The 22,822-nt window shown below is 70.3% G+C and carries 25 protein-coding genes and 1 pseudogene; 13 read left to right on the forward strand and 13 right to left on the reverse strand.

Annotated features, from left to right (window positions below; all coding sequences use genetic code 11):
* Nucleotides 1-34: 34 nt before the first annotated feature.
* A complete protein-coding gene (locus ABH927_RS31220) occupies nt 35-586 on the forward strand; it encodes a TetR/AcrR family transcriptional regulator (protein ID WP_370027531.1) in 552 nt (183 codons plus the stop codon).
* Here the strand turns inward: ABH927_RS31220 and ABH927_RS31225 are convergent.
* A complete protein-coding gene (locus ABH927_RS31225; RefSeq protein ID WP_370027533.1) occupies nt 561-1,544 on the reverse strand; it encodes a GlxA family transcriptional regulator in 984 nt (327 codons plus the stop codon). The two genes, ABH927_RS31220 and ABH927_RS31225, sit on opposite strands and share 26 nt — an antisense overlap.
* A 62-nt stretch (nt 1,545-1,606) precedes the next feature.
* Between ABH927_RS31225 and ABH927_RS31230 the strand changes: the two genes are divergently transcribed.
* The 6 genes from ABH927_RS31230 (at nt 1,607) to ABH927_RS31255 (ending at nt 7,282) form a co-directional block, all read left to right on the forward strand.
* The gene (locus tag ABH927_RS31230; protein WP_370027535.1) at nt 1,607-2,884 is read left to right on the forward strand and encodes an MFS transporter; all 1,278 of its coding nucleotides are present in this window, start codon (nt 1,607-1,609) and stop codon (nt 2,882-2,884) included.
* Nucleotides 2,881-3,531 carry a peptidyl-tRNA hydrolase gene (locus tag ABH927_RS31235; RefSeq protein ID WP_370027537.1) on the forward strand — a complete coding sequence of 217 codons (651 nt, stop codon included), beginning with the start codon at nt 2,881-2,883 and terminating at the stop codon, nt 3,529-3,531. Before ABH927_RS31230 ends, ABH927_RS31235 begins: the two co-directional genes overlap by 4 nt.
* Before the next feature lie 493 nt (nt 3,532-4,024).
* Nucleotides 4,025-4,618, forward strand: a complete 594-nt coding sequence (locus ABH927_RS31240) for a hypothetical protein (protein WP_370027539.1) — start codon at nt 4,025-4,027, stop codon at nt 4,616-4,618.
* Nucleotides 4,619-4,723: 105 nt separating this feature from the next.
* Nucleotides 4,724-5,311 (forward strand): nucleoside triphosphate pyrophosphatase, encoded by a 588-nt coding sequence (locus ABH927_RS31245; protein ID WP_370027541.1) that lies wholly within the window; start codon nt 4,724-4,726, stop codon nt 5,309-5,311.
* Nucleotides 5,312-5,321: 10 nt separating this feature from the next.
* On the forward strand, nt 5,322-6,101 hold the full coding sequence (locus ABH927_RS31250; protein ID WP_370027543.1) for an EI24 domain-containing protein: 780 nt from the start codon (nt 5,322-5,324) through the stop codon (nt 6,099-6,101).
* 419 nt (nt 6,102-6,520) lie between these two features.
* Nucleotides 6,521-7,282 (forward strand): class I SAM-dependent methyltransferase, encoded by a 762-nt coding sequence (locus ABH927_RS31255; protein WP_370027545.1) that lies wholly within the window; start codon nt 6,521-6,523, stop codon nt 7,280-7,282.
* 203 nt (nt 7,283-7,485) lie between these two features.
* Here ABH927_RS31255 and ABH927_RS31260 read toward each other — a convergent pair.
* Nucleotides 7,486-7,800, reverse strand: a pseudogene (locus tag ABH927_RS31260) (IS5/IS1182 family transposase); the annotation flags it as partial.
* Nucleotides 7,801-7,867: 67 nt separating this feature from the next.
* On the opposite strand from ABH927_RS31260, the gene ABH927_RS31265 reads away from it, so the two are divergent.
* Together ABH927_RS31265 and ABH927_RS31270 are read left to right on the forward strand one after the other, a co-directional pair.
* Nucleotides 7,868-8,194 carry a transposase gene (locus tag ABH927_RS31265; protein ID WP_370027547.1) on the forward strand — a complete coding sequence of 109 codons (327 nt, stop codon included), beginning with the start codon at nt 7,868-7,870 and terminating at the stop codon, nt 8,192-8,194.
* Between the two features lie 97 nt (nt 8,195-8,291).
* Nucleotides 8,292-9,104, forward strand: coding sequence for an IS3 family transposase (locus tag ABH927_RS31270; RefSeq protein WP_370027549.1), 813 nt, complete (start codon nt 8,292-8,294; stop codon nt 9,102-9,104).
* Nucleotides 9,105-9,232: 128 nt separating this feature from the next.
* Here ABH927_RS31270 and ABH927_RS31275 read toward each other — a convergent pair whose 3' ends face one another.
* Complete coding sequence (locus tag ABH927_RS31275) at nt 9,233-9,643, reverse strand: winged helix-turn-helix transcriptional regulator (protein ID WP_370027551.1); 411 nt, start codon at nt 9,641-9,643, stop codon at nt 9,233-9,235.
* Between the two features lie 104 nt (nt 9,644-9,747).
* On the opposite strand from ABH927_RS31275, the gene ABH927_RS31280 reads away from it, so the two are divergent.
* Nucleotides 9,748-10,605: an alpha/beta fold hydrolase gene (locus tag ABH927_RS31280; RefSeq protein ID WP_370027553.1), complete on the forward strand. Its 858-nt coding sequence runs from the start codon at nt 9,748-9,750 to the stop codon at nt 10,603-10,605.
* Nucleotides 10,606-10,624: 19 nt separating this feature from the next.
* Here the strand turns inward: ABH927_RS31280 and ABH927_RS31285 are convergent, their stop codons facing one another.
* Nucleotides 10,625-11,467, reverse strand: a complete 843-nt coding sequence (locus tag ABH927_RS31285; protein ID WP_370027555.1) for an IS5 family transposase — start codon at nt 11,465-11,467, stop codon at nt 10,625-10,627.
* 158 nt (nt 11,468-11,625) lie between these two features.
* Between ABH927_RS31285 and ABH927_RS31290 the strand changes: the two genes are divergently transcribed.
* Nucleotides 11,626-12,834 carry a DUF4192 domain-containing protein gene (locus tag ABH927_RS31290; RefSeq protein WP_370027557.1) on the forward strand — a complete coding sequence of 403 codons (1,209 nt, stop codon included), beginning with the start codon at nt 11,626-11,628 and terminating at the stop codon, nt 12,832-12,834.
* 91 nt (nt 12,835-12,925) lie between these two features.
* Here the strand turns inward: ABH927_RS31290 and ABH927_RS31295 are convergent, their stop codons facing one another.
* The 3 genes from ABH927_RS31295 to ABH927_RS31305 all read right to left on the reverse strand — a co-directional run bounded on the left by ABH927_RS31295 (nt 12,926) and on the right by ABH927_RS31305 (nt 15,185).
* Nucleotides 12,926-13,558 carry an FMN reductase gene (locus ABH927_RS31295; protein ID WP_370027559.1) on the reverse strand — a complete coding sequence of 211 codons (633 nt, stop codon included), beginning with the start codon at nt 13,556-13,558 and terminating at the stop codon, nt 12,926-12,928.
* Nucleotides 13,559-13,595: 37 nt separating this feature from the next.
* Nucleotides 13,596-14,747 carry an LLM class flavin-dependent oxidoreductase gene (locus ABH927_RS31300; RefSeq protein ID WP_370027561.1) on the reverse strand — a complete coding sequence of 384 codons (1,152 nt, stop codon included), beginning with the start codon at nt 14,745-14,747 and terminating at the stop codon, nt 13,596-13,598.
* A gap of 87 nt (nt 14,748-14,834) precedes the next feature.
* Entirely contained in the window at nt 14,835-15,185 is a 351-nt protein-coding gene (locus ABH927_RS31305) for a hypothetical protein (RefSeq protein ID WP_370027563.1), read from the reverse strand.
* 160 nt (nt 15,186-15,345) lie between these two features.
* Here ABH927_RS31305 and ABH927_RS31310 point away from each other — a divergent pair, with 160 nt between their 5' ends.
* On the forward strand, nt 15,346-15,927 hold the full coding sequence (locus tag ABH927_RS31310; protein ID WP_370027565.1) for a DUF1707 and DUF4870 domain-containing protein: 582 nt from the start codon (nt 15,346-15,348) through the stop codon (nt 15,925-15,927).
* 6 nt (nt 15,928-15,933) lie between these two features.
* On the opposite strand, the gene ABH927_RS31315 is transcribed toward ABH927_RS31310, so the two are convergent.
* The 4 genes from ABH927_RS31315 to ABH927_RS31330 all read right to left on the reverse strand — a co-directional run bounded on the left by ABH927_RS31315 (nt 15,934) and on the right by ABH927_RS31330 (nt 20,291).
* On the reverse strand, nt 15,934-17,460 hold the full coding sequence (locus ABH927_RS31315) for an ATP-dependent DNA ligase (protein ID WP_370027567.1): 1,527 nt from the start codon (nt 17,458-17,460) through the stop codon (nt 15,934-15,936).
* A 165-nt stretch (nt 17,461-17,625) separates the two neighbouring features.
* Nucleotides 17,626-18,000: an FKBP-type peptidyl-prolyl cis-trans isomerase gene (locus ABH927_RS31320; protein WP_370027569.1), complete on the reverse strand. Its 375-nt coding sequence runs from the start codon at nt 17,998-18,000 to the stop codon at nt 17,626-17,628.
* A 146-nt stretch (nt 18,001-18,146) separates the two neighbouring features.
* Nucleotides 18,147-18,782, reverse strand: coding sequence for a general stress protein (locus ABH927_RS31325; protein WP_370027571.1), 636 nt, complete (start codon nt 18,780-18,782; stop codon nt 18,147-18,149).
* Nucleotides 18,783-18,851: 69 nt separating this feature from the next.
* The gene (locus tag ABH927_RS31330) at nt 18,852-20,291 is read right to left on the reverse strand and encodes a GuaB1 family IMP dehydrogenase-related protein (protein WP_370027573.1); all 1,440 of its coding nucleotides are present in this window, start codon (nt 20,289-20,291) and stop codon (nt 18,852-18,854) included.
* A gap of 103 nt (nt 20,292-20,394) precedes the next feature.
* On the opposite strand from ABH927_RS31330, the gene ABH927_RS31335 reads away from it, so the two are divergent.
* Entirely contained in the window at nt 20,395-20,880 is a 486-nt protein-coding gene (locus ABH927_RS31335; protein WP_370027574.1) for a GyrI-like domain-containing protein, read from the forward strand.
* A 106-nt stretch (nt 20,881-20,986) separates the two neighbouring features.
* Here ABH927_RS31335 and ABH927_RS31340 read toward each other — a convergent pair whose 3' ends face one another.
* Both ABH927_RS31340 and ABH927_RS31345 read right to left on the reverse strand, forming a co-directional pair.
* Nucleotides 20,987-21,652: a nitroreductase family protein gene (locus ABH927_RS31340; protein WP_370027576.1), complete on the reverse strand. Its 666-nt coding sequence runs from the start codon at nt 21,650-21,652 to the stop codon at nt 20,987-20,989.
* 17 nt (nt 21,653-21,669) lie between these two features.
* Entirely contained in the window at nt 21,670-22,791 is a 1,122-nt protein-coding gene (locus ABH927_RS31345) for a CaiB/BaiF CoA transferase family protein (RefSeq protein WP_370027578.1), read from the reverse strand.
* Between the last annotated feature and the right edge of the window lie 31 nt (nt 22,792-22,822).

The raw sequence follows: 22,822 nt of genomic DNA on the forward strand, positions 1-22,822 counted from the left end.
CGGAGGCGTCCTCCGGTTTGTAAGGGTGTTATCTATGAGCAGGCCCATGCGCGCCGACGCGCGGCGTAACTACGAGCGGCTACTGGCGGAGGCCCGGGAGCTTTTCGGCCAGGAGGGTCCCGACGCGCCGCTGGAGGACATCGCCCGCCGGGCGGAGGTCGGCATCGGGACGCTCTACCGGCACTTCCCCACGCGGCAGGCGCTCCAGGAGGCGGTCTACCGGGACCAGATCGAGGCGCTCGCCGTGGAGGCGTACAAACTGGCCGAGCGGGACGAGCCGGGCGAGGCGCTGGTCCAGTGGATCCGGTCGATGATGTCGCATTCCGCCACCAAGCGCGGCCTCAACTCCGCCCTCCTGGTCACGCTGGGCCGGGATTCCGAGCTGTTCTCCATCTGCCGGGAGGTGATCTCACGCGCGGGGGGCACGCTGCTCGCCAAGGCCCAGGAGGCCGGGGCCGTACGGCCGGATGTCGAGATTCTGGACCTGCTCAAGCTGATCCACGCGATCGCGCTCGCCACGGAGCAGTCTCCGGAGATCGCCGACCGGATGATCACCTTCGTCATCGAGGGGCTGCGTCCTCGGTGAGTCGTCCGGCGTGACGGAACGTCTGGCGGTAGGCCAGCGGCGAGACGCCCACGGCCGCGTGGAGGTGCTGGCGCAGCGAGACCGCCGTGCCGAACCCGGCCCGCCGCGCGATGACGTCCACCGGGAGGCCGGTGGTCTCCAGCAGGTGGCGGGCGTGCTCGACCCGCTGCCGGGTGAGCCACCTGGCCGGGCTGAGCCCGGTCTCCTCGCGGAAGCGGCGGGTGAACGTGCGCACGCTCATCCTGGCGTGCTCGGCCAGCGCGGCGAGGTCCACCGGCTCCTGCAGGTGCTCCAGCATCCACGCCCGCGTGGGCGCCGTGGTGGTCCCGGACGGGTCGGGGAGCGGGCGCTCGATGTACTGCGCCTGACCGCCCTCCCTGAACGGCGGGGTCACGCAGCGGCGGGCCGTCCGGTTGGCCACCTCGCTGCCGTGGTCGCGCCGGATGACGTGGAGGCACAGGTCGATCCCGGCGGACACCCCGGCCGAGGTCAGGATGTCGCCGTCGTCGATGAACAGCACGTCGGGGTCGAGCCGTACGCGAGGGAAGAGCGCGCGGAACTGGTCGGCGTTGCGCCAGTGGGTCGTGGCCGGGCGGCCGTCGAGCAGCCCGGCGGCGGCCAGGACGAACGCCCCCGTGCAGATCGAGATGATCCGGGAGCGCTCCGCCGCCCGGCGCAGCGCCGCGCGCACGGGCGCGCTGACCGTGCCGTCGGTGAGGGGCGTCCCGCTGTGGATCCCCGGCACGACCACCGTGTCGGCGGTCGCCAGCACGCCGAGGTCGTGGTCCGGGAGCACGCTGTAACCGGCCCGGCTCCACACCGGCCTGCCGTCCGGCGTGCAGGTGACGACCTCGTAGAGCGGCTCGTCGCCGCCGGTCGCCCAGAAGACCTGACCCGGAACGCCTAGGTCGAGCGTGGCGAAGTCGTCCATCGCGAGTACGGCGACGCGGTGCTGCATGGCCGGATTCTTTCACACATTGGCTTTCGGGCCACTGTCGGGAGATGTCCGGCGAAGACAGTATGAGCGGCATGCAATCGTCGCGGACCCTACATCGGGCCTGGATCGTCGCCATTGTCGCTTTCGTCGCCATCGTGGGGGCGGCCGGGTTCCGCGCCACCCCGGGCGTGCTGATCACTCCACTGCAGGACGAGTTCGGTTGGTCGAGGGGGACGATCTCGCTCGCGGTCTCGGTCAACCTGACGCTCTACGGCCTCTTCGCGCCCTTCGCCGCCGCCCTGATGGAACGGCTCGGCATGCGGCGGGTGGTCTCGGCCGCGCTCGCCCTGGTGGCGGTGGGCAGCGGCCTCACCGTGTTCATGACCGCGAGCTGGCAGCTCGTCCTGCTCTGGGGCGTGCTCGTCGGGCTGGGCACCGGCTCGATGGCCCTCGTCTTCGCCGCGACCCTCACCGACCGCTGGTTCGTCCGGCACCGCGGCGTGGTCATGGGCGTGCTGACGGCGGGCGGGGCCACCGGGCAGCTCATCTTCCTCCCCGTGCTCGCCCACATGGCCGAGACCCAGGGCTGGCGGACCGCGGCGCTGACCGTCGCGGGGGCGGCCCTGGCGGTCGTGCCGCTCGTGTGGTTCCTGCTCCGCGACACCCCCGAGGAGCTCGGGCTCACGGCTCTCGGCGCCACCGAGCCGGTCGTCCGCACGCCCAGCGGGGGAGCCGCCGCGCGAGCGCTCAGGGTGCTCCGCCGGTCGGCGCGGAAGAAGTCGTTCTGGTATCTCGTCGCGGGCTTCGCCATCTGCGGCGCGAGCACGAACGGCCTGGTCGGCACCCACTTCATCCCGGCCGCGCACGACCACGGCATGCCCCAGACCACCGCGGCCTCGCTGCTCGCCGTCATCGGGATCTTCGACATCGCGGGCACGGTGGCCTCCGGCTGGCTGAGCGACCGGGTGGACTCGCGCATCCTGCTCACGGTCTACTACGCGCTGCGCGGGCTGTCGCTGCTCGTCCTGCCGCAGCTCTTCGCGGCCACGGCCCACCCGAGCATGCTCGTCTTCATCATCTTCTACGGCCTCGACTGGGTGGCGACCGTGCCGCCGACCGTGGCCCTGTGCCGCAGGATCTTCGGCCCGGACGGATCCGTGGTGTTCGGCTGGGTGTTCGCCTCGCACCAGGTGGGCGCGGCCGTCGCCGCCACCGTGGCCGGCGTGACGCGCGACCACCTCGGCAACTACAACCTCGCGTGGTACGGCGCGGGCGTCCTGTGCCTGCTCGCCGCCCTGATGTCTGCCCGCATCGCCACGAATGTGAGGCAGGACCGCCAGGCTGCCATCCTGGTCGGGTGACGGAACGCGTGCTTCCCCTGGTCGTCCGCATCGAGCGTGCCGCTCCGCCCGAGCGCACCGACGCGCTCGAGGCGGCGGCGACAGCCGTACTGCGCCTGCTCGATCAGGACGAGTGGTCCGAGCCGATCGCGGAGTGGGAGGACCACCGGATCAGGAAGGTCGTCCGCCGGGCGCGGGGGTCGGAGTGGCGGCGGGTCCTCACCCTGCCGGGGATCACCGTGACGCACCGCACGGCCGAGGTCCGGGTGCACCCTCCGGTGCCGCTCGACGACTGGCCCACGGACCTGTCGCGGCTCCAGGTGTCGGGCACCGATCTGGCCGACTCCGCGCCTCCGCCCGAGCCGGACCTCGGCGGCGTGGTGCTGTGGGTCAATCCGAGCCTCGAAATGACGGCCGGCAAGGCGATGGCCCAGGCCGGCCACGGCGCCCAGCTCGCCTGGTGGGCCTCCGGCGAGACCGCCAGGGCCGCCTGGAGGGGCCGAGGGCTCGCCGTGTCCGTACGGACCGCCGGCCCGGCCAGATGGGCGGAACTGGGGGGCGGCGGCCTGCCGGTGGTCCGGGACGCGGGCTTCACGGAGATCGAACCCGGCTCCGCGACGGTCATCGCCGACGCGCCGTGGCTACCCCAGGGCGTTCTCGAAGTGTGATGGGGATTGCGCCCGAATTAACGGGATATGCCGTACGCTCCCGATCGTGTCACCTGGGGACTATGGGACGAAGGCTGTTCCCACTTACGTTGCGGCCGAGGCGGAGACGACCCCCCTGCCAAAGATCACGGTCCCGGAGGCTCCGCCGCCGCCGAGTTCTGGCAAGGGCCTCGGCGACCTGCCGATGCGAGTGGTCTACCGGGTGGTGGCCACTGTCGCCGCCGTGGCGGTAGTGGGCGTCGCGGGGACCGCCGTGGTGCTCGCCAGCCGCAACTCCGCTTCTCAGCACACGCCGGGGAACGTGCCAGGCAACACGGTCGCGGTCGCGGGTGGCACCGCCCCCGCCGCGTCGCCGGCCGTCCTGTCCAGCTCCGTGCCGAGCGCGCCGCCGAGCCCGGTGGCCGGCGTCGTTCCGAGCGCTGTTCCGAGCGCCGCGCCAAGCGGCGGGGTCAGTGGTGGGCCCAGTGGTGGACCTAGTAGTGAACCCAGCGCGGTGGCGAGTCCCTCGCCGTCGCCCGCTACGACCGCGATGGACGCGGCCCTCTCCGATCCCCGGGTGCCGGTGCTGCCCGCGAGCTCCAAGAAGCTGCGCAAGCTGCCGGGCAAGCCCGCCGCCACCCGTGGCCTGATCAAGGACCGGCGGTCCGGTGTGGCGTTCCCCCGGTTCGCCAAGGTGTGGAAGCTCGCCAAGGCCAGCCCGTTCGCCTCGCGGCAGGTGCTGCCCAAGGTCAAGGGCTCGGCCTTCCGCGGCCTGCTGGTCTCCTGTCCAGTGCCGATCCCGGTGCAGGACAGCCTGCGGGACACCGCCTTCCTGGCCGCCCGCTGGACGCTCAACCACCACCCCTCCGGGGCCACGATCACCTGGGCCGCGTCGCAGCCGATCCGAGTGGGCAAGCAGGACGGCTGGCTGCTGGGATACCACGTCCACTACACCCTCAAGGGCAAGAAGCGGACGTCGATGGCCGCCATCGCCCTCGTGGACGTTCCCCTGGAAAAGCCGGCGCTGGTGTTCGTCACCATCCCCGACACCCAGAAGAAGCACTGGCGCGACATCAACACCGTGATGTCCCGGATCAAGGCCCTGTAGCGCGCTGGACGCGTGCCCGAGGTCGCCGTCCTGGCCGTCGTCGGCCCGGCGCGTGGAGGCCATCCCTTGTCGTGCTGTCCGCGATCGGCATTAGGCTTCGCTGATGTGACTGAGCTTGTGCTGGCCTCGGCCTCGCCCGCCCGCCTCGGCGTGCTGCGTGCGGCCGGGCTCGATCCGAAGGTCATCGTCAGCGGGGTGGACGAGGACGCTCTTGTCGCCGATTCCCCCGAAGCGCTCTGCCTGGTCCTCGCCGAGGCCAAGGCCGCCGCCGTGGCCCGCTCTTTGAACAACGCGCTCGTCATCGGCTGCGACTCGGTGCTGGAGCTTGACGGCGTCGCGTACGGCAAGCCGTCGTCGCCCGAGGACGCGATCGCCCGGTGGCAATCGATGCGGGGACGGACGGGACGGCTGCTGACCGGCCATTGCGTCATCGACGTCGCGGGGGGCCGCATGGTGTCGGAGGTCGCGTCCACGGTCGTCCGGTTCGGGACGCCGACGGATGACGAGATTCACGCCTATGTCGCGAGCGGTGAGCCGTTGCGGGTCGCCGGGGCCTTCACCCTCGACGGCCTGGGCGGCTGGTTCGTCGAAGGCATCGAAGGCGATCACGGTAACGTCCTCGGCATCTCGCTTCCCCTCATCCGCCGTCTTCTGGGCGAATTGGGAGTGTCCGTCACCCGGCTGTGGCGCTAGCCTGCCGGGCATGAGCGGCAACGGACGGCAGGTCGAAAAGCGAGGAATCGGCGGTCTCGCCGAGGGGGTCGGTTTCTTCCTCAAGGGGGTCGGCTGGGTCGCGAGGAAGCCGAGATGGTGGCTGTTCGGCCTCATCCCCGCGCTCATCGCCTTGGTGCTCTACGCCGTCGCGCTGATCTGGCTGGGCACTCACGCCTCCGACGTCGCCGCCTGGGTCACACCGTTCGCCGGCGACTGGGGCTGGCGCGACGCGTTCCGGACGCTCGTCGGCATCATGATCTTCGTGGTCGGCCTCGGTCTCGCCGTGTTCACGTTCACGGCGGTGACGCTCGCGATCGGTGACCCGTTCTACGAGAAGCTGTCCGAGAAGGTCGAGGAGGATCTCGGCGGGCTTCCCGATGGGCCGGACGTGCCGTTCTGGCGGTCGTTGTTCCGGTCCATCCGCGACAGCGTCATCACGCTGCTCTATGTGCTGATGTTCACCCTCCCGCTGTTCGTGCTCGGCTTCGTGCCCGTGATCGGCCAAACGGTCGTGCCCGTGCTGGGCGCCATCGTCTCCGGGTTCTTCCTGACCGTGGAGCTGACGGCTCTGGCCATGGAGCGGCGGGGCATCCCGCGGAGGGAGCGGCTGACCCTGCTGCGCTCCAACATGGCCGCGTCGCTCGGCTTCGGAATCCCCATCTTCCTGCTTTTCCTGCTGCCCTTGGTGGCCGTGATCGTCATGCCGGGCGCGGTGGCGGGCGCCGCCATGCTCGTGCGCGTACGGCTGGCTCATCCACAGCGAGTCTGATTTCCACAGAAGAACGTAGACCTCCTGTGGACGGCTCAACAGAGATCGTTTCGGCCCGGGTCGGGGGGGCTGATCAATGTCTGACCTGCGAGAATGCATTAGGCGGCCGATTGGGGCTGTCTCACCATGGCTTACGGTGTCTCACTGTGGATCACTGGTTGTGGGCCATACACGGGCCAAAGCTGGACGGGCATTTCCCAGGTCACAGCGTCTCCGGTGACGGCGGTACGGGCTGAGGAGGTGTGAAGGGGCCGATACCGTAACGATCTCCCTTGCCTGCCTTCCCGTCCGCCGTCGCCCACCCTTCGGGTTTGACGGTCGCGTCCCACTAGATGCTTGACAAGATCCGAGCGCTCAGCGGCTTGAGTGCATTCGTGACCCGTAGGGGGTCGCAAAGTCGTTGGACAATGCGTGTACCGATGGCGATCGTTGGCGGTATGCAACAGGAGGAGATTTGGGACGTCGATGCGGCCCAGCGCTATGACACGCCGGGCAGCGGCATGTTCGCGCCCGAGGTCTTGGGACCGACCGTGGACCGCCTCGCTGAATTCGCAGGCGACGGACAGGCGCTTGAGTTCGCCATCGGAACCGGCCGCGTGGCCGTCCCGCTCGCCGAGCGAGGGGTGCCCGTCACCGGCATCGAGCTGTCACCTCCGATGATCGGCCGACTGCGAACGAAGGTGGACGAAGCGACGATCCCAGTAATCGTCGGCGACATGGCGACTGCCGTCGCCCCGGGGAAATACACGCTCGTCTACCTCGTCTACAACACGATTTCGAACCTGCTCACTCAAGCCGAGCAGGTCGCGTGCTTCCGCAATGCTGCCCGCCACCTCACACCCGGCGGCCGGTTCGTGATCGAGCTCTGGGTACCTGAGCTGCGCAAGCTCCCACCGGGTCAGCAGGCCACGGTGTGGCATTCTGAGCCCGGCTACATCGGCTTGGACACCTACGACGTTTTGCGGCAGCACGTCGTGTCGCACCACTTCACGTTCGATGAGAGCAGACAGGCTCAGCTGTTCCGCAGCCCACACCGCTACATCTGGCCGGCCGAGCTTGACCTCATGGCTCAATTGGCTGGGTTCGAGCTGGAGACCAGGCATGCGGACTGGGCCGGAGCCGACTTCACCGCCGAGTCGCGTTCCCACGTGTCCGTCTACCGCATTCCGCCGGAACACTAGCGTCGTCCGAAGACGGAGGTACGTCCCCTCGCATCGAACCGCGCGGGATGGGCCTCAGCGGTGGCACGGCGGCATCGCCACGCCGGAGGGCGGGCCGAACGGGAACGGCCGGAATTGGGAAGGTGATCGTTCTCGATAAATGAGAAGGTGATCGTTCCTGATTTCTTCCGGCAATTGAGCGCTTAGAGCGACCGGCAAATGGATCACTTAAGGCGGCGAGTCGTCGGGCGGCTATCCCAGCGGTAGAGCTTCCTGGCTCGCTGGATGAGCTGACGGACGGTGACGAACGCGGCGGCCAGGTAGAGGTAGAAGTCGACAACCGTGGCGTCGATTTCGGTGCAACGGCGCAGCTTGCCGTACCCGTTCATCCAGGCGTGGCTGCGTTCGACCACCCAGCGTTTGCCCGCCTGGATCGGTGCGGGAATGCCTTTGCGGGCGATCTGTCCGTCGAAGCCGAGGTTGTCCAGCACGCGGCGGCTGGGCCCGTTGTCGTACCCGCGGTCCAAATGCGCCGTGGTCTGCTCTGGCCAGGGCCCTTTGGCCCTCCCCTCGTACCGTGGAGACCTGACCTAAGAAGGGTTGGGCGTGGGAGAGACCAGACGCAGATTCGATCCGGAGTTCCGGGCTGGTGCGGTGCGCATCGTCCGGGAGACGGGCAAGTCCATCGCTCAGGTCTCCAGGGACCTAGGGATCAACGCGGGAACGCTGGCCAACTGGGTGCAGATGGATCGGCTCGCCCGCGAGCAGGACGCCGGTTCGGGCCAGGAGCTTGCCGAGTCCGAGCGTGAGGAGCTGGCGCGGCTGCGCAGGCAGAAGGCCGAGTGGGCCAAGGAACGCGCTGAGCTGGAGATGGAGCGTGATGTCCTCAAGCGCTCGGTGGTCCTCTGGGTCAAGGAAGCGACGGGCCGGTGAGCGTGGCGGCCTTCATCGCTTCCCAGAAGACCGATCATGACGTCCCCCACGCGCTTGCCTGCCGGGCCCTGGGCGTCTCACAGGCCTGGTTCTACAAGTGGCGCGACCGGGCGCCGACCGCCCGCCGGCAGCGGCAAGACCGGTTGGACGCGGCGATCGCCGCCAGTTTCGCCGCCTCGGCCGGCACCTACGGTCTCCACGCATCACCCGGGATCTGCACCAGGATGGGTGGCGGGTCTCGGTCAACACGGTCGCGGCGCGGATGGCCGAACTCGGCCTGGTCGCCCGCGAGCGCCGCAAACCCCGGTCGTTGACCAGGCAGGGGAGGCGGCCTGCCGCGCCTGACTTGGTGCGGCGCCAGTTCACCGCGGTCGCGCCGGATGTGTTGTGGTGCGGGGACGTCACCGAGATTGTCACCGGGGAGGGCAAGCTGTATCTGGCGACGGTGGAGGACCTGTTCTCCCGCCAGATACTCGGCTATGCCATGTCCGCCCACCACGACGCCGCCCTCACCATCGCCGCGTTGCAGATGGCCGCCGTCACCCGCGGTGGGAACATCGACGGAGTGATCTTCCGCACCGACCGCGGCAGCGAGTACACCGCCGCCCGCTTTGCGGCCGCCTGCAGGCACTGGGGCGTCGTGCAGTCCATGGGCCGCGTCGGCTGCGCGCTGGACAACGCCGCGGCCGAGTCGTTCAACTCCACCCTGAAAGTCGAGTTTGTCCACCGGCACCGCTTCGCCACCCGCGACCAGGCCCGCGTGAAAATCGCCACCTGGATCGCCGACTTCTACAACGCCCGCCGTCGGCACAGCGCCGCCGAGGGGCTACCCCCGATCGACTACGAACAACGGATGACAGCCGCCCGAGCGGCTGCCAGGGCGAGGGCTCAGGAACCCATCGCCGCATAGAAACGTCTCCACGGTTTCAGGGGATTGCCACCGGCGACATCCCCTCCATCTTCTACGTGGTACCAGGGCGGCGACGCCGACTACATCGAGTGCCCGAGCCACCAGTACTGAGCGCGGAACCGGCCTGCCTATCCCTCATCGACCTCCTGGTCGGCGGTTTCGTTGGCGCGGTCGACCTCGGCCATGTGCTCCTCCGCCCAGGTCCGCAGCCCCGCAAGCGCGGCTTCCAGGGACAGCCCGAGTCCGGTGAGTCGGTAGAAGACCCGCGGCGGCACGGTCGGTTCGACCCGGCGCGACACCAGCCCGTCGCGGGTCAGGCTTCGCAGCGTCACGGACAGCATCTTCTGCGAGACGCCGGGCATCCGGCGTCTCAGCTCCGCGAAGCGCACCTCGTCCGGTGCGGCATCGGCGAGCGTCTTGACGGCCATGGACGTCCACTTCGTACCGATGCGGTCCAGCAACTGACGCGTCGGGCACTGGGGATCGAACAGATCGCCGCGTACCCCGCGACCGGCGGCCCGGGCTCCTCGGGTGGTCACCTGTGGCTCACCACCTTCCCTGAAAGTGCCGTCTAGGAAGCGGTCGGAAAGTTACCTATCGTTCTGTGGTCACCAATAGTAACCAGTCAGCCGGAGGAGCCGTCATGCCCGTCACCACCGCACACCGACTGCGCCGCATCGCGACGAACGGCGTTTACCTCAACGTCGCAATCGCCGGGGACGGACCTGCGGTTCTCCTGCTGCACGGCTTCCCGCACACCTGGCAACTCTGGAGCGGCATCATGGGCCGACTGGCCGGGCAGTACCGGGTCATCGCCCCGGACCTGCGAGGCTTCGGCGCCAGTGCACGTGCCGTCGAGGGTTACGACGCAGGCACCCTCGCCGCCGACACCGAAGGGCTGCTCGACGCACTCGGCGAGCCCTCCGCAGCGGTGGTCGGCATCGACGCGGGCACCGCCCCCGCCGTCCTGCTCGCGCTGCGCCGGCCCGGCCTCGTCCGGCGCCTGGTCGTGATGGAGGCACTGCTCGGCCGCCTGCCCGGAGCAGAACACGTCGTCGCGGGCGGCGCCCCGTGGTGGTTCGGCTTCCACGCCGTCCCCGGCCTCGCCGAGACCGTCCTGGCCGGCAACGAGGCCCCGTACATCGACTGGTTCCTCGACTCGGGGACGCTCGGGCGAGGAGTACCCGACGACATCCGTGCGGCCTTCGTCCACGCGTACACCGGGAGCGAGGCCCTGCGCTGCGCGTTCTCCTATTACCGGGCCCTACCCACCAGCGCGCAGCAGATCCAGGACGCCGTCGCGACGGCTCGGCTGACCATGCCCACCATGGCCGTCGGCTCTCACCCCGTCGGCACCGGGCTCGAACGCCAACTCCGCCCCATCGCCGATGACCTGGTCGGACACCATCTCCAGGACTGCGGCCACATCATCCCCCTCGACCGCCCCGACGCGTTGTTCGCGCTCCTTGCTCCCTTCCTCTCTGCCGATCTGCCGAAGTGACCGGAGCGGGGCCGAAGGATCACGGTCGGCGGTTCGGGCGTTCGTCCCAGCGGTGAGTTGTCCAGGACCGCCGGATCAGGCTGCGCACGGTGATGATTGTGTCGGCGAGGTGGAAGAAGGCATCAATGACAGTGACGTGACGCTCGTAGCACCGGGCAAGACGATGAAAGGCGTTCTGCAACGCGTGAGTGCGTTCGACGTGCCAACGCCGACTGGCCTGAATGGGCGCCTTCTCCCCCTTGTGCGCGATGCGTCCGTGCAGGCCGCGTTCGCTGAGCAGAGCGCGGGTGATGTCCGAGTCGTAGCCGGCATCCAGGTGCACGGTGATGGTGTCGGGCAACGGGCCGAGCCCCTCCAGACGGTCCAGAGTCGGGGCGAGCAGCGGAGAGTCGTGGCGGTTGGCACCGGCCAGGACACGGCCCAGCGGAATGCCGTATCCATCCGTCATGCCCGAGCGCTTCAGTCCCTGTTTGCCGCGGTCGACCGGTGAGCGTCCGGCGGCCTCCCCGCCTCCAGGCGCCTTGGTGATCGCTCCGTCGACAGCGATCTGGTCGAGGGCGAGGCCGACGATCCGGTCGTAGGACTCCAGTGCGAGCTGCTTGAGCCGGGCGAAAACGCCCAGTCGTATCCACTCGTCGCGGCGGATGCGGATCGTGGTGGCCGAGCAGGTCGTGTCGGCGATCGCCTCGTAAGAACAGCCGAAGCGCAGCAGTTGCAGCATCTTGTCGAAGATGATCCGGTCGCTGATGCGTCGGCGGTGGCAGCCGAGCGGATGGTCCGGGTGGTACACCGGCCGCTCGGGCAGCAGCGCCGCGAATTGGTCCCAGAGTGGTTCAGCCAGCCATGATGGCAGCGCGGGCACAGGTCCCCCCAGTGATCACAGAGTGTCGCAACTCCATGATCGCTGTGCCCGTTCCACAGCCGAGGTTCTCAACCCCCCGCCATGTGGATAACTAACGTTCTCCACAGAGCGGCGTTCTGCGCCTTGGGGGGCCGGGCCGTGGGCCAGGCTCTCGTGGCATGACCCTCACCCCGACACTCACTCTCTCCACCCCGGCGGACATTCTCGCCGCCGTGCCGTACCTCCTGGGGTTCCACCCCGCTGACAGTCTCGTCGTCACCGGATTCGCCGGGTCGTCTCTCCGCCTGACCACGCGGTGGGACCTGCCGCCCGAGCCGGGCGACTTCGACCGCCTGGTGTCGGTGCTGCGGCGGGAACAGGTCACCATGACGATCCTCGCCGGATACGGCCCGGGTCACCTCGTGACGCCCGTCGTGGACGAGGCGACCCGCCGGCTGGGCGAAGCGGGCATCGGGGTAGCCGAGTCGCTGCGAGCAGACGACGGACGCTACTGGTCCTATGCGTGCCACATCGCGGACTGCTGCCCGGCCGAGGGCACGCCGTATGACCCTGTGGCGAGCCCCGTGGCCGCCGAGGCGGTCGTGTACGGGCTCGTCGCGCTCCCCGACCGGCACAGCCTCAAACGTTCTGTCGAGCCGTACGGCGGGGCGGCGATGTGGCAGGCCACCCGGCGGGTCGCGGCCGAGCTACGGGCCAAGCTCGCCATGACCGAGGCCGCCCCCAGCCCCGCGACCGGACCCGCGCCGAGCGGGCTGACGGGTGCGAGGCCGATCGGGGTGCCGGGTGCGGCAGCCGGGGCTGCGGCGGGCGCGGTGACCGAGGAGTTCGCCGCGGAGTTCGTCGCGGAGGGGCTGGCGAGGGTGCGGGCCGCGATCGGCCTGTACGCCTCGGGAGACCGCCTTGGAGATGAGGCCGTGGCACGGCTCGGGTTCGATCTCTCGGTGATCCGGATCCGCGATGAGGCGTGGGCCCTCCTCGACGACGAGGAGGCGCACATGGCCCTGTGGAGGGACGTGACCCGGCGGATGGAGCCGGCTTGCGTCGCTCCGGCCGCCTCTCTGCTCGCGGCAGCCGCTTGGCGGGCGGGGGAGTGCGCACTCGCCGGCATGGCGCTGGAGCGGGCGCTGGAGGCCGATCCGACCTACTCGATGGCGAATCTCCTGCGGCAGGCTCTGCTCCACCTGCTCTCGCCCGCCGTGTTGCGTGACCGCATGCCCACGCCGGAAGAGCTGGACGAGGAGATGGGCCCGCCCCGGGCGGCCTGGCTCGCGCCCCTGCTCACGCTGCTGCGCGAGCAGCCCCACGAACAGCCACACGAGCAGGCCCACGGCCAGCCCTACGAGGAGCCCTCCACGCTGGCGAGTTAGGGACAGGACCTCACGGTCCCGCTGGCCGAGTGATTCCCGCTGGCGGGCCGGTTCTGTTGGCTGGTTGGCTGGTTGGTTGGTTGGCTGGTTGTCAGGGGCGCAAGGCCGCGAGTTGCTGCCCGAATGGGATGAAGGTGTCCGCCTGCCGGGTGGTGGGCGGGCGGCGCAGCATCAGGTCGGCCAGCTCGCCGGAGGCGCGGTCGATCCGGGAAGCGAGCCCGTCGGTGCGCGCGTCCCCGCTGCCGCCCCAGTCCTCGGAGGCCGCGAAGACCGCTGTGGGGACGACAAGCGCGCGCAGGTAGACGAACAGGGGACGCAGCGCGTGTTCCAGCGCGAGCGAGTGTCGCGCTGTGCCGCCCGTCGCCGCGATCAGCACCGGCTTTCCGGCGAGCACGGTGTTGTCGATCACGTCGAAGAACGACTTGAACAACCCACTGTAGGAGGCGGTGAAGATGGGCGTGACGGCGATGAGGCCGTCCGCTTCCGTGACCGCGTCGAGCGCTTCACGGAGCGCGGGGCCGGGGAAGCCGGTCACCAGGTTGTTCGCGATGTCGACGGCCAGGTCGCGCAGCTCGACCACACGGACCTCGACCGTGTGCTCCCCGGCCGTGTGCTCCCCGGCCAGGCGTCGCCTGGTCGCCTCGGCCAGCCGGTCGGCCAGCAGGCGGGTCGACGACGGCTGGCTGAGACCCGCCGAGACGACCACGAGCTTCAGGGATTCCATGTTCATCTCCAATGGGGGGCGCGTGACCGGGGATCGGTCAGGACTGGGCGCCGGCCGGGACGGACGGCTCCGCGTCAGCCGGCTCCGTGCCGGCTGGGTTGGATGGCTCGGCGTCGGCGTCGCGGCGGGCGACGAGGGATGCGTGCGTGGGCGCGTCGGGCACCTGGCTCGGCCGCCCGGCGGCGAACTCCTCGCGCAGGACGGGCACGACCTCCTCGCCGAGAAGGTCGAGCTGCTCCAGCACCGTCTTCAGCGGCAGCCCGGCGTGGTCCATCAGGAACAGTTGCCGCTGGTAGTCGCCGAAGGAGTCGCGGAACGCCAGGGTCTTGTCGATGACCTCCTGCGGGCTGCCCACCGTCAGCGGAGTCTGGTCCGTGAAGTCCTCCAGCGACGGCCCGTGACCGTACACGGGGGCGTTGTCGAAGTACGGCCGGAACTCGCGGACGGCGTCCTGGGAGTTCTTCCGCATGAAGACCTGACCGCCGACCCCGACGATCGCCTGCTCGGGGGAGCCGTGGCCATAGTGGGCGAACCGCTCCCGGTAGAGGTTGATCAGGCGGATGAAGTGCTCCTTCGGCCAGAAGATGTTGTTGGCGAAGAAGCCGTCACCATAGTAGGCGGCCTGCTCGGCGATCTCCGGGCTGCGGATCGAGCCGTGCCACACGAACGGCGGCACCCCGTCGAGCGGCCTGGGCGTGGACGTGAAGCCCTGCAGCGGCGTGCGGAAGCGGCCCTGCCAGTCGACGACGTCCTTGCGCCACAGCTCGTGCAGCAGCGCGTAGTTCTCGATGGCCAGCGGGATGCCCTGGCGGATGTCCTGCCCGAACCAGGGGTACACCGGCCCGGTGTTGCCGCGCCCCAGCATCAGGTCGACGCGCCCGTCCGCCAGGTGCTGGAGCATGGCGAAGTCTTCGGCGATCTTGACCGGGTCGTTGGTGGTGATCAAGGTCGTGGAGGTCGACAGGATCAGGCGCTCGCTGCGCGCCGCGATGTAGCCGAGCATGGTCGTCGGCGACGACGGCACGAACGGCGGGTTGTGGTGCTCACCTGTCGCGAAGACGTCGAGACCGACCTCTTCCGCCTTGAGCGCGATCGCGACCATCGCCTTGATCCGCTCATGCTCGGTCGGCGTCCTGCCCGTCGTGGGATCCGTGGTCACGTCACCCACAGTGAAGATCCCGAACTGCATCGCCCACCATCTCCCATGTCGTTGAAGTTTCAACCACTGAGCGCCGAAGCGGGCGTGCTTATTCCGCGCGGGCCGGCCCGCGCGGAATTATGCGGGCTCGCCGCTCTGGGCCTGGCGGCGGCGTTCGTTGTAGGCGCGCATCCGCGCCGGGTAGCCGGTGAGCTGCACGTCGTAGACCGGGAGGGCGAGATTTCTGGCGACCCTGCCGATGACGGCGGGCGATCCGACACGGCGGCGCGTCCACTCCCCGTCGTGCGCCACGGCGACGGCCGTGGTGTCCGTCGCGAAGGTCTCCGGCTCGACGTAGAACTCCACCCCGCGCCGGGACTGGGCGAACTCGATGAGCGCCTCGATGTCGGCGTCCGTCGCCTCACGGTCGAATTTCGCCACTTGAGTGCCCCGGAAACGCCGGATGCCATAGCGATCTCGCCATCTCATGGGTCATATATACCGTTGCCAACATCACGAACGTGTTAATGAGGGCCATCTCGGGGCCATGTAGGGGTTGTCCCCGATGGACCGGATCACGGCGGCCCGCCGAAGATGGAGGCAGACTCGAACGTAGCCAAGCACTTTCACGATGGAAGGTGACGCGCTGATGCCGGCGACAGCGACACCACCGTGGCGGGGGCAGCCGCCCGTGCCGCATCACCACCTGCGGGTGACCCACGAGGACCGCGACCAGGTGGTCGAGCACGTCAAGGCGGCCTTCGCCGAGGGCCGGCTCGACAAGGACGAGATGGACGAGCGGCTGCACCAGGCGATGACCGCCCGCACCCACGCCGACCTCGCCCCCATCATGACCGACCTGTACGGCTTCCGCCCGCCCCTGCGGGCCCCGCAGCCGTATGCCGCCGGTCCGGTACCTGATGGAGGCGAGCGGGCCGGCGCGGGCGCGGCGCACCTGCTGACGCTGTGCGGGCTCATCGTCGTCGGCCCACTGATCATGCTGCTGACCGGCGGCCGGACCTCGCCCTACATCAGGAAGCACGCGGTGGAGTCGCTCAACTTCCACCTGACCGTGCTGGGCGCGACGCTGCTGCTCCCGTTCACCATCGTCGGCGTGGCCCTGCTGCCGTTCATCTGGATCGTGGCCTTCATCCTGCCCATCGTCGGAGGCGTGGCCGCCCTCACGGGAGGCGACTACCGCTACCCGCTGACCCTCCGCCTGATCAAGTAGCGAGGCTCATGGCATGAGAGCGCGGACCGTCGCCACGGTGTCGGCCTCCTCGGCGCGCTTGTCCGGGCGGTAGCGCAGGACGCGGGCGAACCGCAGCGCCATCCCGCCCGGATAGCGGCTCGACCGCTGCACGCCGTCGAAGGCGATCTCCACCACCAGCTCCGGCTGCACGGTGACGACCCAGTCCTCTGTGGACCCGTCGGCGAGCCGCAGGAACTGCTCCGTCTGCCAGGTCAGCAGCTCGTCCGTGAGCCCCTTGAACGTCTTGCCGAGCATCACGAAGCCGCCGGTCTCCGGGTCGAGGGCGCCCAGGTGGAGGTTGGACAGCCAGCCCTTGCGCCGCCCGCTGCCCCACTCGGCCGCCAGCACCACCAGGTCGAGGGTGTGCCGCGGCTTCACCTTGATCCAGCCGGCCCCGCGTCTTCCCGCGGCGTACGGCGTCCGCGGTGACTTGACCACGACGCCCTCGTGGCCCCGCCGTACGGCGTCGGCGAAGAAGGCCTCGCCCTCCTCGGCGTCGGCGGTGACCACGCGCGGTGTGATCAGCTCGGCGGGCACGGCCGCCGCGAGCGCCGCGTGCCGTTCCTCGTCGGGGAGGTCGAGCAGGTCGGCCCCGCCGATCCGGAGCGCGTCGAAGAAGAAGACGCTCAGGGGCACGCTCTCGCGCAGAGAGGCGACACCGGTACGGCTCGCGACCCGGCCAGAGGTCACCTGGAACGGCTCGGGACGGCCGTCGGGCCGCAGCGCGATCACCTCGCCGTCGAGGACGAGGTCGCTCACCGGCAGGGCGAGGACCGCCTCGACCAGCTCGGGGACCTGCGCGGTGATGTCGTCCAGGGTGCGGGTGAAGACGCCGACCCGGTCGCCGGACCGGTGGGCCTGCACCCGGACGCCGTCGAGCTTCCACTCGACCGCGGCCGCTCCGCCGATCTTCTCCAGCGCAGCGGTGACGCTGGGCGCGCTCTGCGCCAGCATGGGCGCGACCGGGCGGCCGACCTCCAGCGTGAACGCGCGCAGCTCCTCGACGCCGCCCTTGAGCGCGGCCGCTCCGACCGCGGGCAGCCAGCCGCGCAGCGTCAGGGCCCGCCGCACCTCCGCCGACGGCACGGCGGACGCCTTGGCGATCGCCTCGATCATCACGCCGTCCAGCGCGCCCTGCCTCAACTCGCCGGTCAGCAGGCGCTGCAGGAAGGACTGCTCCTGGCGGGTCACCGCGCCGAACAGCTCGTCGAGCAGCGCCTTGCGCGCGGCCTGCGAGCCCGTCCCCGACTGGGCCTTGATCCGCTCCAGCAGCGTGTCGACCTGGGTCAGCGTCGCCGTGGCGACCTGGCGCGGCTCCGGGAGCTCGCCGAGCGTGCGCCAGCCCACGCCGATCTGCCGCTGGGGCAACTCTCCGGACAGGTAGGCGATCGCCGTCTCGGCCTCATCCGGCGCGACCCTGCTCAGCAGCTCGGCCAGATGAGCGATCTTGGCCAGCCGCGCGGCGTCGGCGGCCACCGCCGCGGACGTCCGGGCAAGGTCGATCAGCAACACACCGTAATCCTGCCCTACCGCACCGGCATTCGCCCACACGGGGCGTCAGCTGTAGTGGCGAGCCTCCGGCCACATCTCCTTCAACAGCCGGCGGGGGTCACGGCACACGACGATCGGGGCGCCCTGTTCCTCTCCCGGCATGCCGTCCACCGTGGCAGCCTGGGATCAGCCCACGCCGAGCAGGTCGACGACGAAGATGAGCGTTTCGCCCGGCTTGATGGCGTTGCCCGCGCCGCGGTTGCCGTAGCCCAGGTGCGGCGGGATCGTGAGCCGGCGGCGGCCGCCGACCTTCATGCCCGCGACGCCCCGGTCCCATCCGGCGATGACCCGGCCGCCGCCCAGCGGGAACTGGAACGGCTGGCCGCGGTTCCAGGACGCGTCGAACTCCTCGCCGCTGGAGAACGCGACGCCGACGTAGTGCACCGTCACGTTCTGCCCCGGCTTGGCCTCCGGTCCGTCGCCCTCGACGAGGTCGACGATCTCCAGGTCCGCGGGCGGCTTCCCCTCGGGGAAGTCGATCTCGGGCTTCTCGAGTGCCACGTGGGTCTCCTCTGTTCTCCGCGGCCGGGTGTTCCGGACGACCGAACGACTCTACCGAAGATCGTCGGAACGGCGATGTCCTCCCCGCCATCGGTGAGGAGGACATCACGGAGCAGGAGCAGCTACAGGAGCCGCCGCAGGAGCCGCTAGAGGGTGCGTCCCCCCCGGTCCGAGAGTCGGGGAGCGTCAACGGGACGCTGGGGCTCGGTCTCCGCGGGCGGGGTCTCGCCGGGCGGGGTCAGCGGCGAGGTGGTGGCGGGCCCGGCGGAAGGCGGCCGCTGGACCACCACGGTGTCGGCGGGCTGGAGGCCGCCCTGCAGCAGCGCCTGGGCCTGCTCCAGCGCGGACGCGGCCACGAGCACGTCGTAGCGGCCCGCCACGATCGAGCTCCTCGACGAGAAGTCCCGCGTGCCGCCCGTGAAGGCGTGGCTGGTGAAGCCGAACGCGGCGCCCGCGATGGCGCCCCAGAGGATCGACCACAACACGAGCCCGATGAACGAGGTCGTGGTCGAGGTGAACAGCCCGAGGAACAGGCCGACGATGAGGCCGAAGACGGCGCCGCTGACCAGGCCCATCAGGGCCGCCCGGCCGTTGGTGAGGCGGCCGGTGACGGTCTCCTCCAGGCGGAGGTCGCTGCCGACGATCGCGGACGTCTCCACCGGGAAGCCGGCGTCCGAGAGGGTGTCGACGGCCTTCTGCGCGGCCGTGTAGTTGTCATAACTGACGAGCAGCCGCCTGTCGACCGCCGGCGAGACCGGCCCTGTGGCAGGGGAATCGAACATGATCGCCTCCGCGGGTAGTGCGGTCGTTACGCAACCGCACTACCCGACGATCGGGCGATATGCGTGGACTTACCAGCTTTGGTGGAGAGGCATGCCTTCCGTGTACCCGGAGGCGCTCTGGACGCCGATGACGGCCCGCTCGTGGAACTCCTCCAGGCTGGCGGCTCCGGCATACGTGCACGAGGAGCGCAGGCCCGCGACGATGGCGTCGATCTGGTCCTCGACGCTGGGCCGTACGGGATCGAGGTACATCCGCGACGTCGAGATGCCCTCCTCGAACAGTCCCTTGCGGGCCCGCTCGAACGGCGTGTCGTCGGCGGTGCGGAGCCGTACGGCGCGGGCGGAGGCCATGCCGAAGCTCTCCTTGTACTTGCGGCCGTCGGGGGCGGTGCGGGTGTCGCCGGGCGACTCGTAGGTTCCGGCGAACCATGAGCCGATCATGACGTTGGACGCGCCCGCCGCGAGCGCCAGCGCGACGTCGCGGGGGTGCCGGACGCCGCCGTCGGCCCACACGTGGCGGCCGAGCCGGCGGGCCTCGGCGGCGCACTCCAGCACGGCGGAGAACTGCGGCCGGCCGACGCCGGTCATCATGCGGGTCGTGCACATGGCGCCAGGCCCCACGCCGACCTTGACGATGTCGGCCCCCGCCTCGACCAGGTCGCGGACGCCCTCGGCCGTCACGACGTTCCCGGCGGCGACGGGCACGCCGGGGCCGAGCGCGCGGACCGCCTTGAGGGCGGCGATCATCTTCTCCTGGTGGCCGTGCGCCGTGTCGACCACCAGCACGTCGACGCCCGCGTCGAGCAGTTCCTTCGCCTTGTCCGCCACGTCGCCGTTGACGCCCACCGCCGCCGCGACGCGCAGGCGGTTCCGGGAGTCGACCGCGGGCTGGTAGAGAGTGGCGCGCAGCGCGCCTGTGCGGGTCAGGATGCCGACCAGGCGGCCCTGCGGGTCGACGACGGGCGCCAGCCGGTGGCGGCCCTCGTGCAGCGCCTCGAACGCGGCCTGCGGGTCGACTCCCTGTGGCAGCGTCTGCGGTGACGCGGTCATGACCTGGGAGAGCTGGGTGAACATGTCGACGCCGGCGCAGTCGGCCTCGGTGGCGACGCCGACCGGGCGGTTGTCCCAGTCGACCACGATGACGGCGCCGTGGGCCCGCTTGGGCAGCAGGTTCAGCGCCTCTCCGACCGTGTCGTGCGGGGTCAGCGTGATGGGCGTGTCGTGGACCAGGTCGCGGCCCTTGACCCACTCGACCACATCGGCGACGACGTCGATGGGGATGTCCTGCGGGATGACGGTGATGCCGCCGCGTCGCGCGACGGTCTCCGCCATCCGGCGTCCCGCCACGGCGGTCATGTTGGCGACGACAATGGGGATCGTGGTGCCGGTGCCGTCCTTGGCCGACAGGTCCACGGCGAGCCGCGAACCGACCATCGACCGGGACGGGACCATGAACACATCGCTGTACGTGAGATCGTAGGGCGGCGTCACATCATTGAGGAATCGCACGTTTGTCCAGCCTATGTCGTAAGTGCTAGACGCGGCATTCCCGTCCCGGGGCAGTCCCAGACCCAGGGGGCGGATACATTGACGTCGGCCAATAGGAGGAGCTGTGATCATCGTTGACCGGCCTGAGGTGCTGGTCGTCGGCTATGCCGTACGGACCACCAACGCGGCGGAGGCCGATCCGTCCCGCGCCCGGCTTCCGGCCCTGTGGGCCCGGGCGGGGGCGCCGGGGGCCTTCGCCCACGTGCCCGGCCGCGTCGACGAGAACCTCTACGCGGTGCTCACCGACTACGAGAGCGACCACCACGGGGCGTACACCGAGGTGGTCGGCGTCGCGGTGCACACGGCGGCGCGGCTGCCCGAGGGCATGGTGGCCGTGCGGGCCCCGGGGGTGCCGGCCCTGATGCTGGAGGCCCGCGGTCCCATGCCGGGCGCGCTGGTCGAGGCATGGCAGTACGTGTGGAAGCACACCGAGTCGGGCGGCGCCCCGGCGCGGGCCTTCACGACCGACCTGGAGATCCATCACCCTGGGGGAGCCGACGTCTACGTCGCCGTGCTCCCCTCCTTCACCGATCCCACCTCCAGCGCGTGATCATGCAGGGATTCCCGGACATGCCTCCCGGCCTGCCGGCCTTCCGTGCGTGATCATGCAGGGATTCCCGGGCATGCCTCGCGGCCTGTGACTCCTTCGTTCGTGATCATGCCTCGGGTGCGGCGGACGGGCCCCAGAGCGGTCCCGGGATCTCGAAGCCGACGGGCTCACCCCACCGGTTGCGGTAGCTCACCTCGTGGACCGGCTTGCGCTCGGCCACACCCCAGCGGCCGGTCGGGTAGCCGAACGTGACCATGCAGGCCAGCTCCCAGCCCTTGCCCTCCGGCACGCCGAGGATCTTCATCGCCGCCGCGCCGTGGAAGAGCCCGAGCACCGTCGTCAGCGCGCTGCCCACCCCGAAGGCGCGGGCGGCGAGCTGGGCGCTCCACACCGAGGGGAAGATCGATCCGCCGCTGGGGTCGTTCCGCGTGAGGGCGAACAGCAGCAGCGGGTACGCCTCGAAGTTGTCCGCCAGGTGCTTGGCCGACTTCAGCACGCTCAGCGTCTGAGTATCCCCGGCCGCCTCGGCCCTCTCCCGCATCGGCTTGTAGTGGCCGTCGAAGAGCCTGCCGAGCCCTTCGCGGTAGAGCGGCCCCAGCTCGGCCTTCACCGCCGGGTCGTCCACCAGCAGGAACCGCCAGCCCTGCGTGTTGCCGCCGCTCGGCGCGCGGACGGCGGCGTCGAGGATCCGCTCCTGGACGTCCGCCGGGATCGGGTCCGGCTTCACCCGCCGCATCGCCCGGGTCGTGTAAAGGGCCTCGAAGAGGTCCATGCGCATCGGTCCTTCCATCAGGCCAGCACCCCCGCAGCGCGGAGGGTCTTGGCGTCCTCGTCCGGCAGCCCCCAGCCGGTCAGGTCGTGGAGGCGGGTGGCGGGGGACAGGTCGCTCCGCCCGCTGTCCAGCAGGCGGGGGGCGGGAGCCGGCTGCGTCACGCCGCCGACCTCTACGAACGTCCCGCGCGCCCGGTTGTGGGGGTGGTCCGCGGCCTCGCCCATCTCCAGGACGGGGAACACGCAGGCGTCCGAGTCGCCGAAGATCTCCTCCCACTCCGCCCTGGTCCTGGACCGGAAGGCCGCCGTCAGCCGTTCGCGCAGCTCCGGCCAGTTGGCCCGGTCGTCCCGGTCGGGCAGGTCGTCGATCCCCATCCTGGCGACCATCTCGGCCCAGAACTGGGGCTCCAGCGGGCCGACCGCGAGATAGCGGCCGTCGGCCGTCTCGTACGTGTCGTAGATCGGGGAGCCGGTGTCCAGCAGGTTCGTCCCGCGCGGGCCCCAGAAGCCGCTCTGGACGCCGTGGTAGAACATCGAGAACAGGGCCGCCGCGCCGTCCACCATGGCGGCGTCGATCACCTGGCCCCTTCCGGTGCGCTCGCGCTCGAACAGCGCCAGCAGCACGCCGTACGCGAGCATGAGCCCGCCACCGGCGAAGTCGCCGAGGATGTTGATCGGGGGAGTGGGCTTCTCGCCCGCGCGGCCCAGCATCGACAGCGCGCCGGAGATCGCGATGTAGTCGATGTCATGGCCCGCCCTGGGCGCCAGCGGGCCGTCCTGGCCCCATCCGGTCATCCGGCCGTAGATGAGCCGTTCGTTAACCGCCCGCAGGTCGTCCGGGCCGATCCCGAGCCGCTCGGCGACACCCGGCCGGAACACCTCGATCACCACGTCGGTCCGGGCCGCCAGCCTCTTGAACGCCTCGATGCCCTCGGGCGACTTCAGGTCGAGGCCGATCGTGCGCTTGCCCCGGTCCATGACGTCCGGGCGGGGCGCGTCGGTCACCGCCGTGACCCGGTCGATTCGCAGGACCTCGGCGCCGTGGTCGGCGAGCATCATCCCGGCGAACGGCCCGGGGGCCAGCCCGGCGAGCTCCAGCACGCGCACCCCGGCCAGCGGGCCCTTCCGGGGCTCCTCCATGCCACTCTCCTCGGTGGGGTGGTTCTGTTTC

Source organism: Planotetraspora sp. GP83 (assembly GCF_041262585.1).
In the GTDB taxonomy this organism is placed as follows: Bacteria; Actinomycetota; Actinomycetes; order Streptosporangiales; family Streptosporangiaceae; genus JAOEGB01.

Coding starts and splice junctions, on each gene's coding strand:
- ABH927_RS31220 (WP_370027531.1), top strand. CDS start 35: ATGAGCAGGCCCATGCGCGCCGACGCGCGGCGTAACTACGAGCGGCTA.
- ABH927_RS31225 (WP_370027533.1), bottom strand. CDS start 1,544: ATGCAGCACCGCGTCGCCGTACTCGCGATGGACGACTTCGCCACGCTC.
- ABH927_RS31230 (WP_370027535.1), top strand. CDS start 1,607: ATGAGCGGCATGCAATCGTCGCGGACCCTACATCGGGCCTGGATCGTC.
- ABH927_RS31250 (WP_370027543.1), top strand. CDS start 5,322: ATGAGCGGCAACGGACGGCAGGTCGAAAAGCGAGGAATCGGCGGTCTC.
- ABH927_RS31255 (WP_370027545.1), top strand. CDS start 6,521: ATGGCGATCGTTGGCGGTATGCAACAGGAGGAGATTTGGGACGTCGAT.
- ABH927_RS31280 (WP_370027553.1), top strand. CDS start 9,748: ATGCCCGTCACCACCGCACACCGACTGCGCCGCATCGCGACGAACGGC.
- ABH927_RS31290 (WP_370027557.1), top strand. CDS start 11,626: ATGACCCTCACCCCGACACTCACTCTCTCCACCCCGGCGGACATTCTC.
- ABH927_RS31295 (WP_370027559.1), bottom strand. CDS start 13,558: ATGGAATCCCTGAAGCTCGTGGTCGTCTCGGCGGGTCTCAGCCAGCCG.
- ABH927_RS31300 (WP_370027561.1), bottom strand. CDS start 14,747: ATGCAGTTCGGGATCTTCACTGTGGGTGACGTGACCACGGATCCCACG.
- ABH927_RS31305 (WP_370027563.1), bottom strand. CDS start 15,185: ATGAGATGGCGAGATCGCTATGGCATCCGGCGTTTCCGGGGCACTCAA.
- ABH927_RS31310 (WP_370027565.1), top strand. CDS start 15,346: ATGCCGGCGACAGCGACACCACCGTGGCGGGGGCAGCCGCCCGTGCCG.
- ABH927_RS31325 (WP_370027571.1), bottom strand. CDS start 18,782: ATGTTCGATTCCCCTGCCACAGGGCCGGTCTCGCCGGCGGTCGACAGG.
- ABH927_RS31340 (WP_370027576.1), bottom strand. CDS start 21,652: ATGGACCTCTTCGAGGCCCTTTACACGACCCGGGCGATGCGGCGGGTG.
- ABH927_RS31345 (WP_370027578.1), bottom strand. CDS start 22,791: ATGGAGGAGCCCCGGAAGGGCCCGCTGGCCGGGGTGCGCGTGCTGGAG.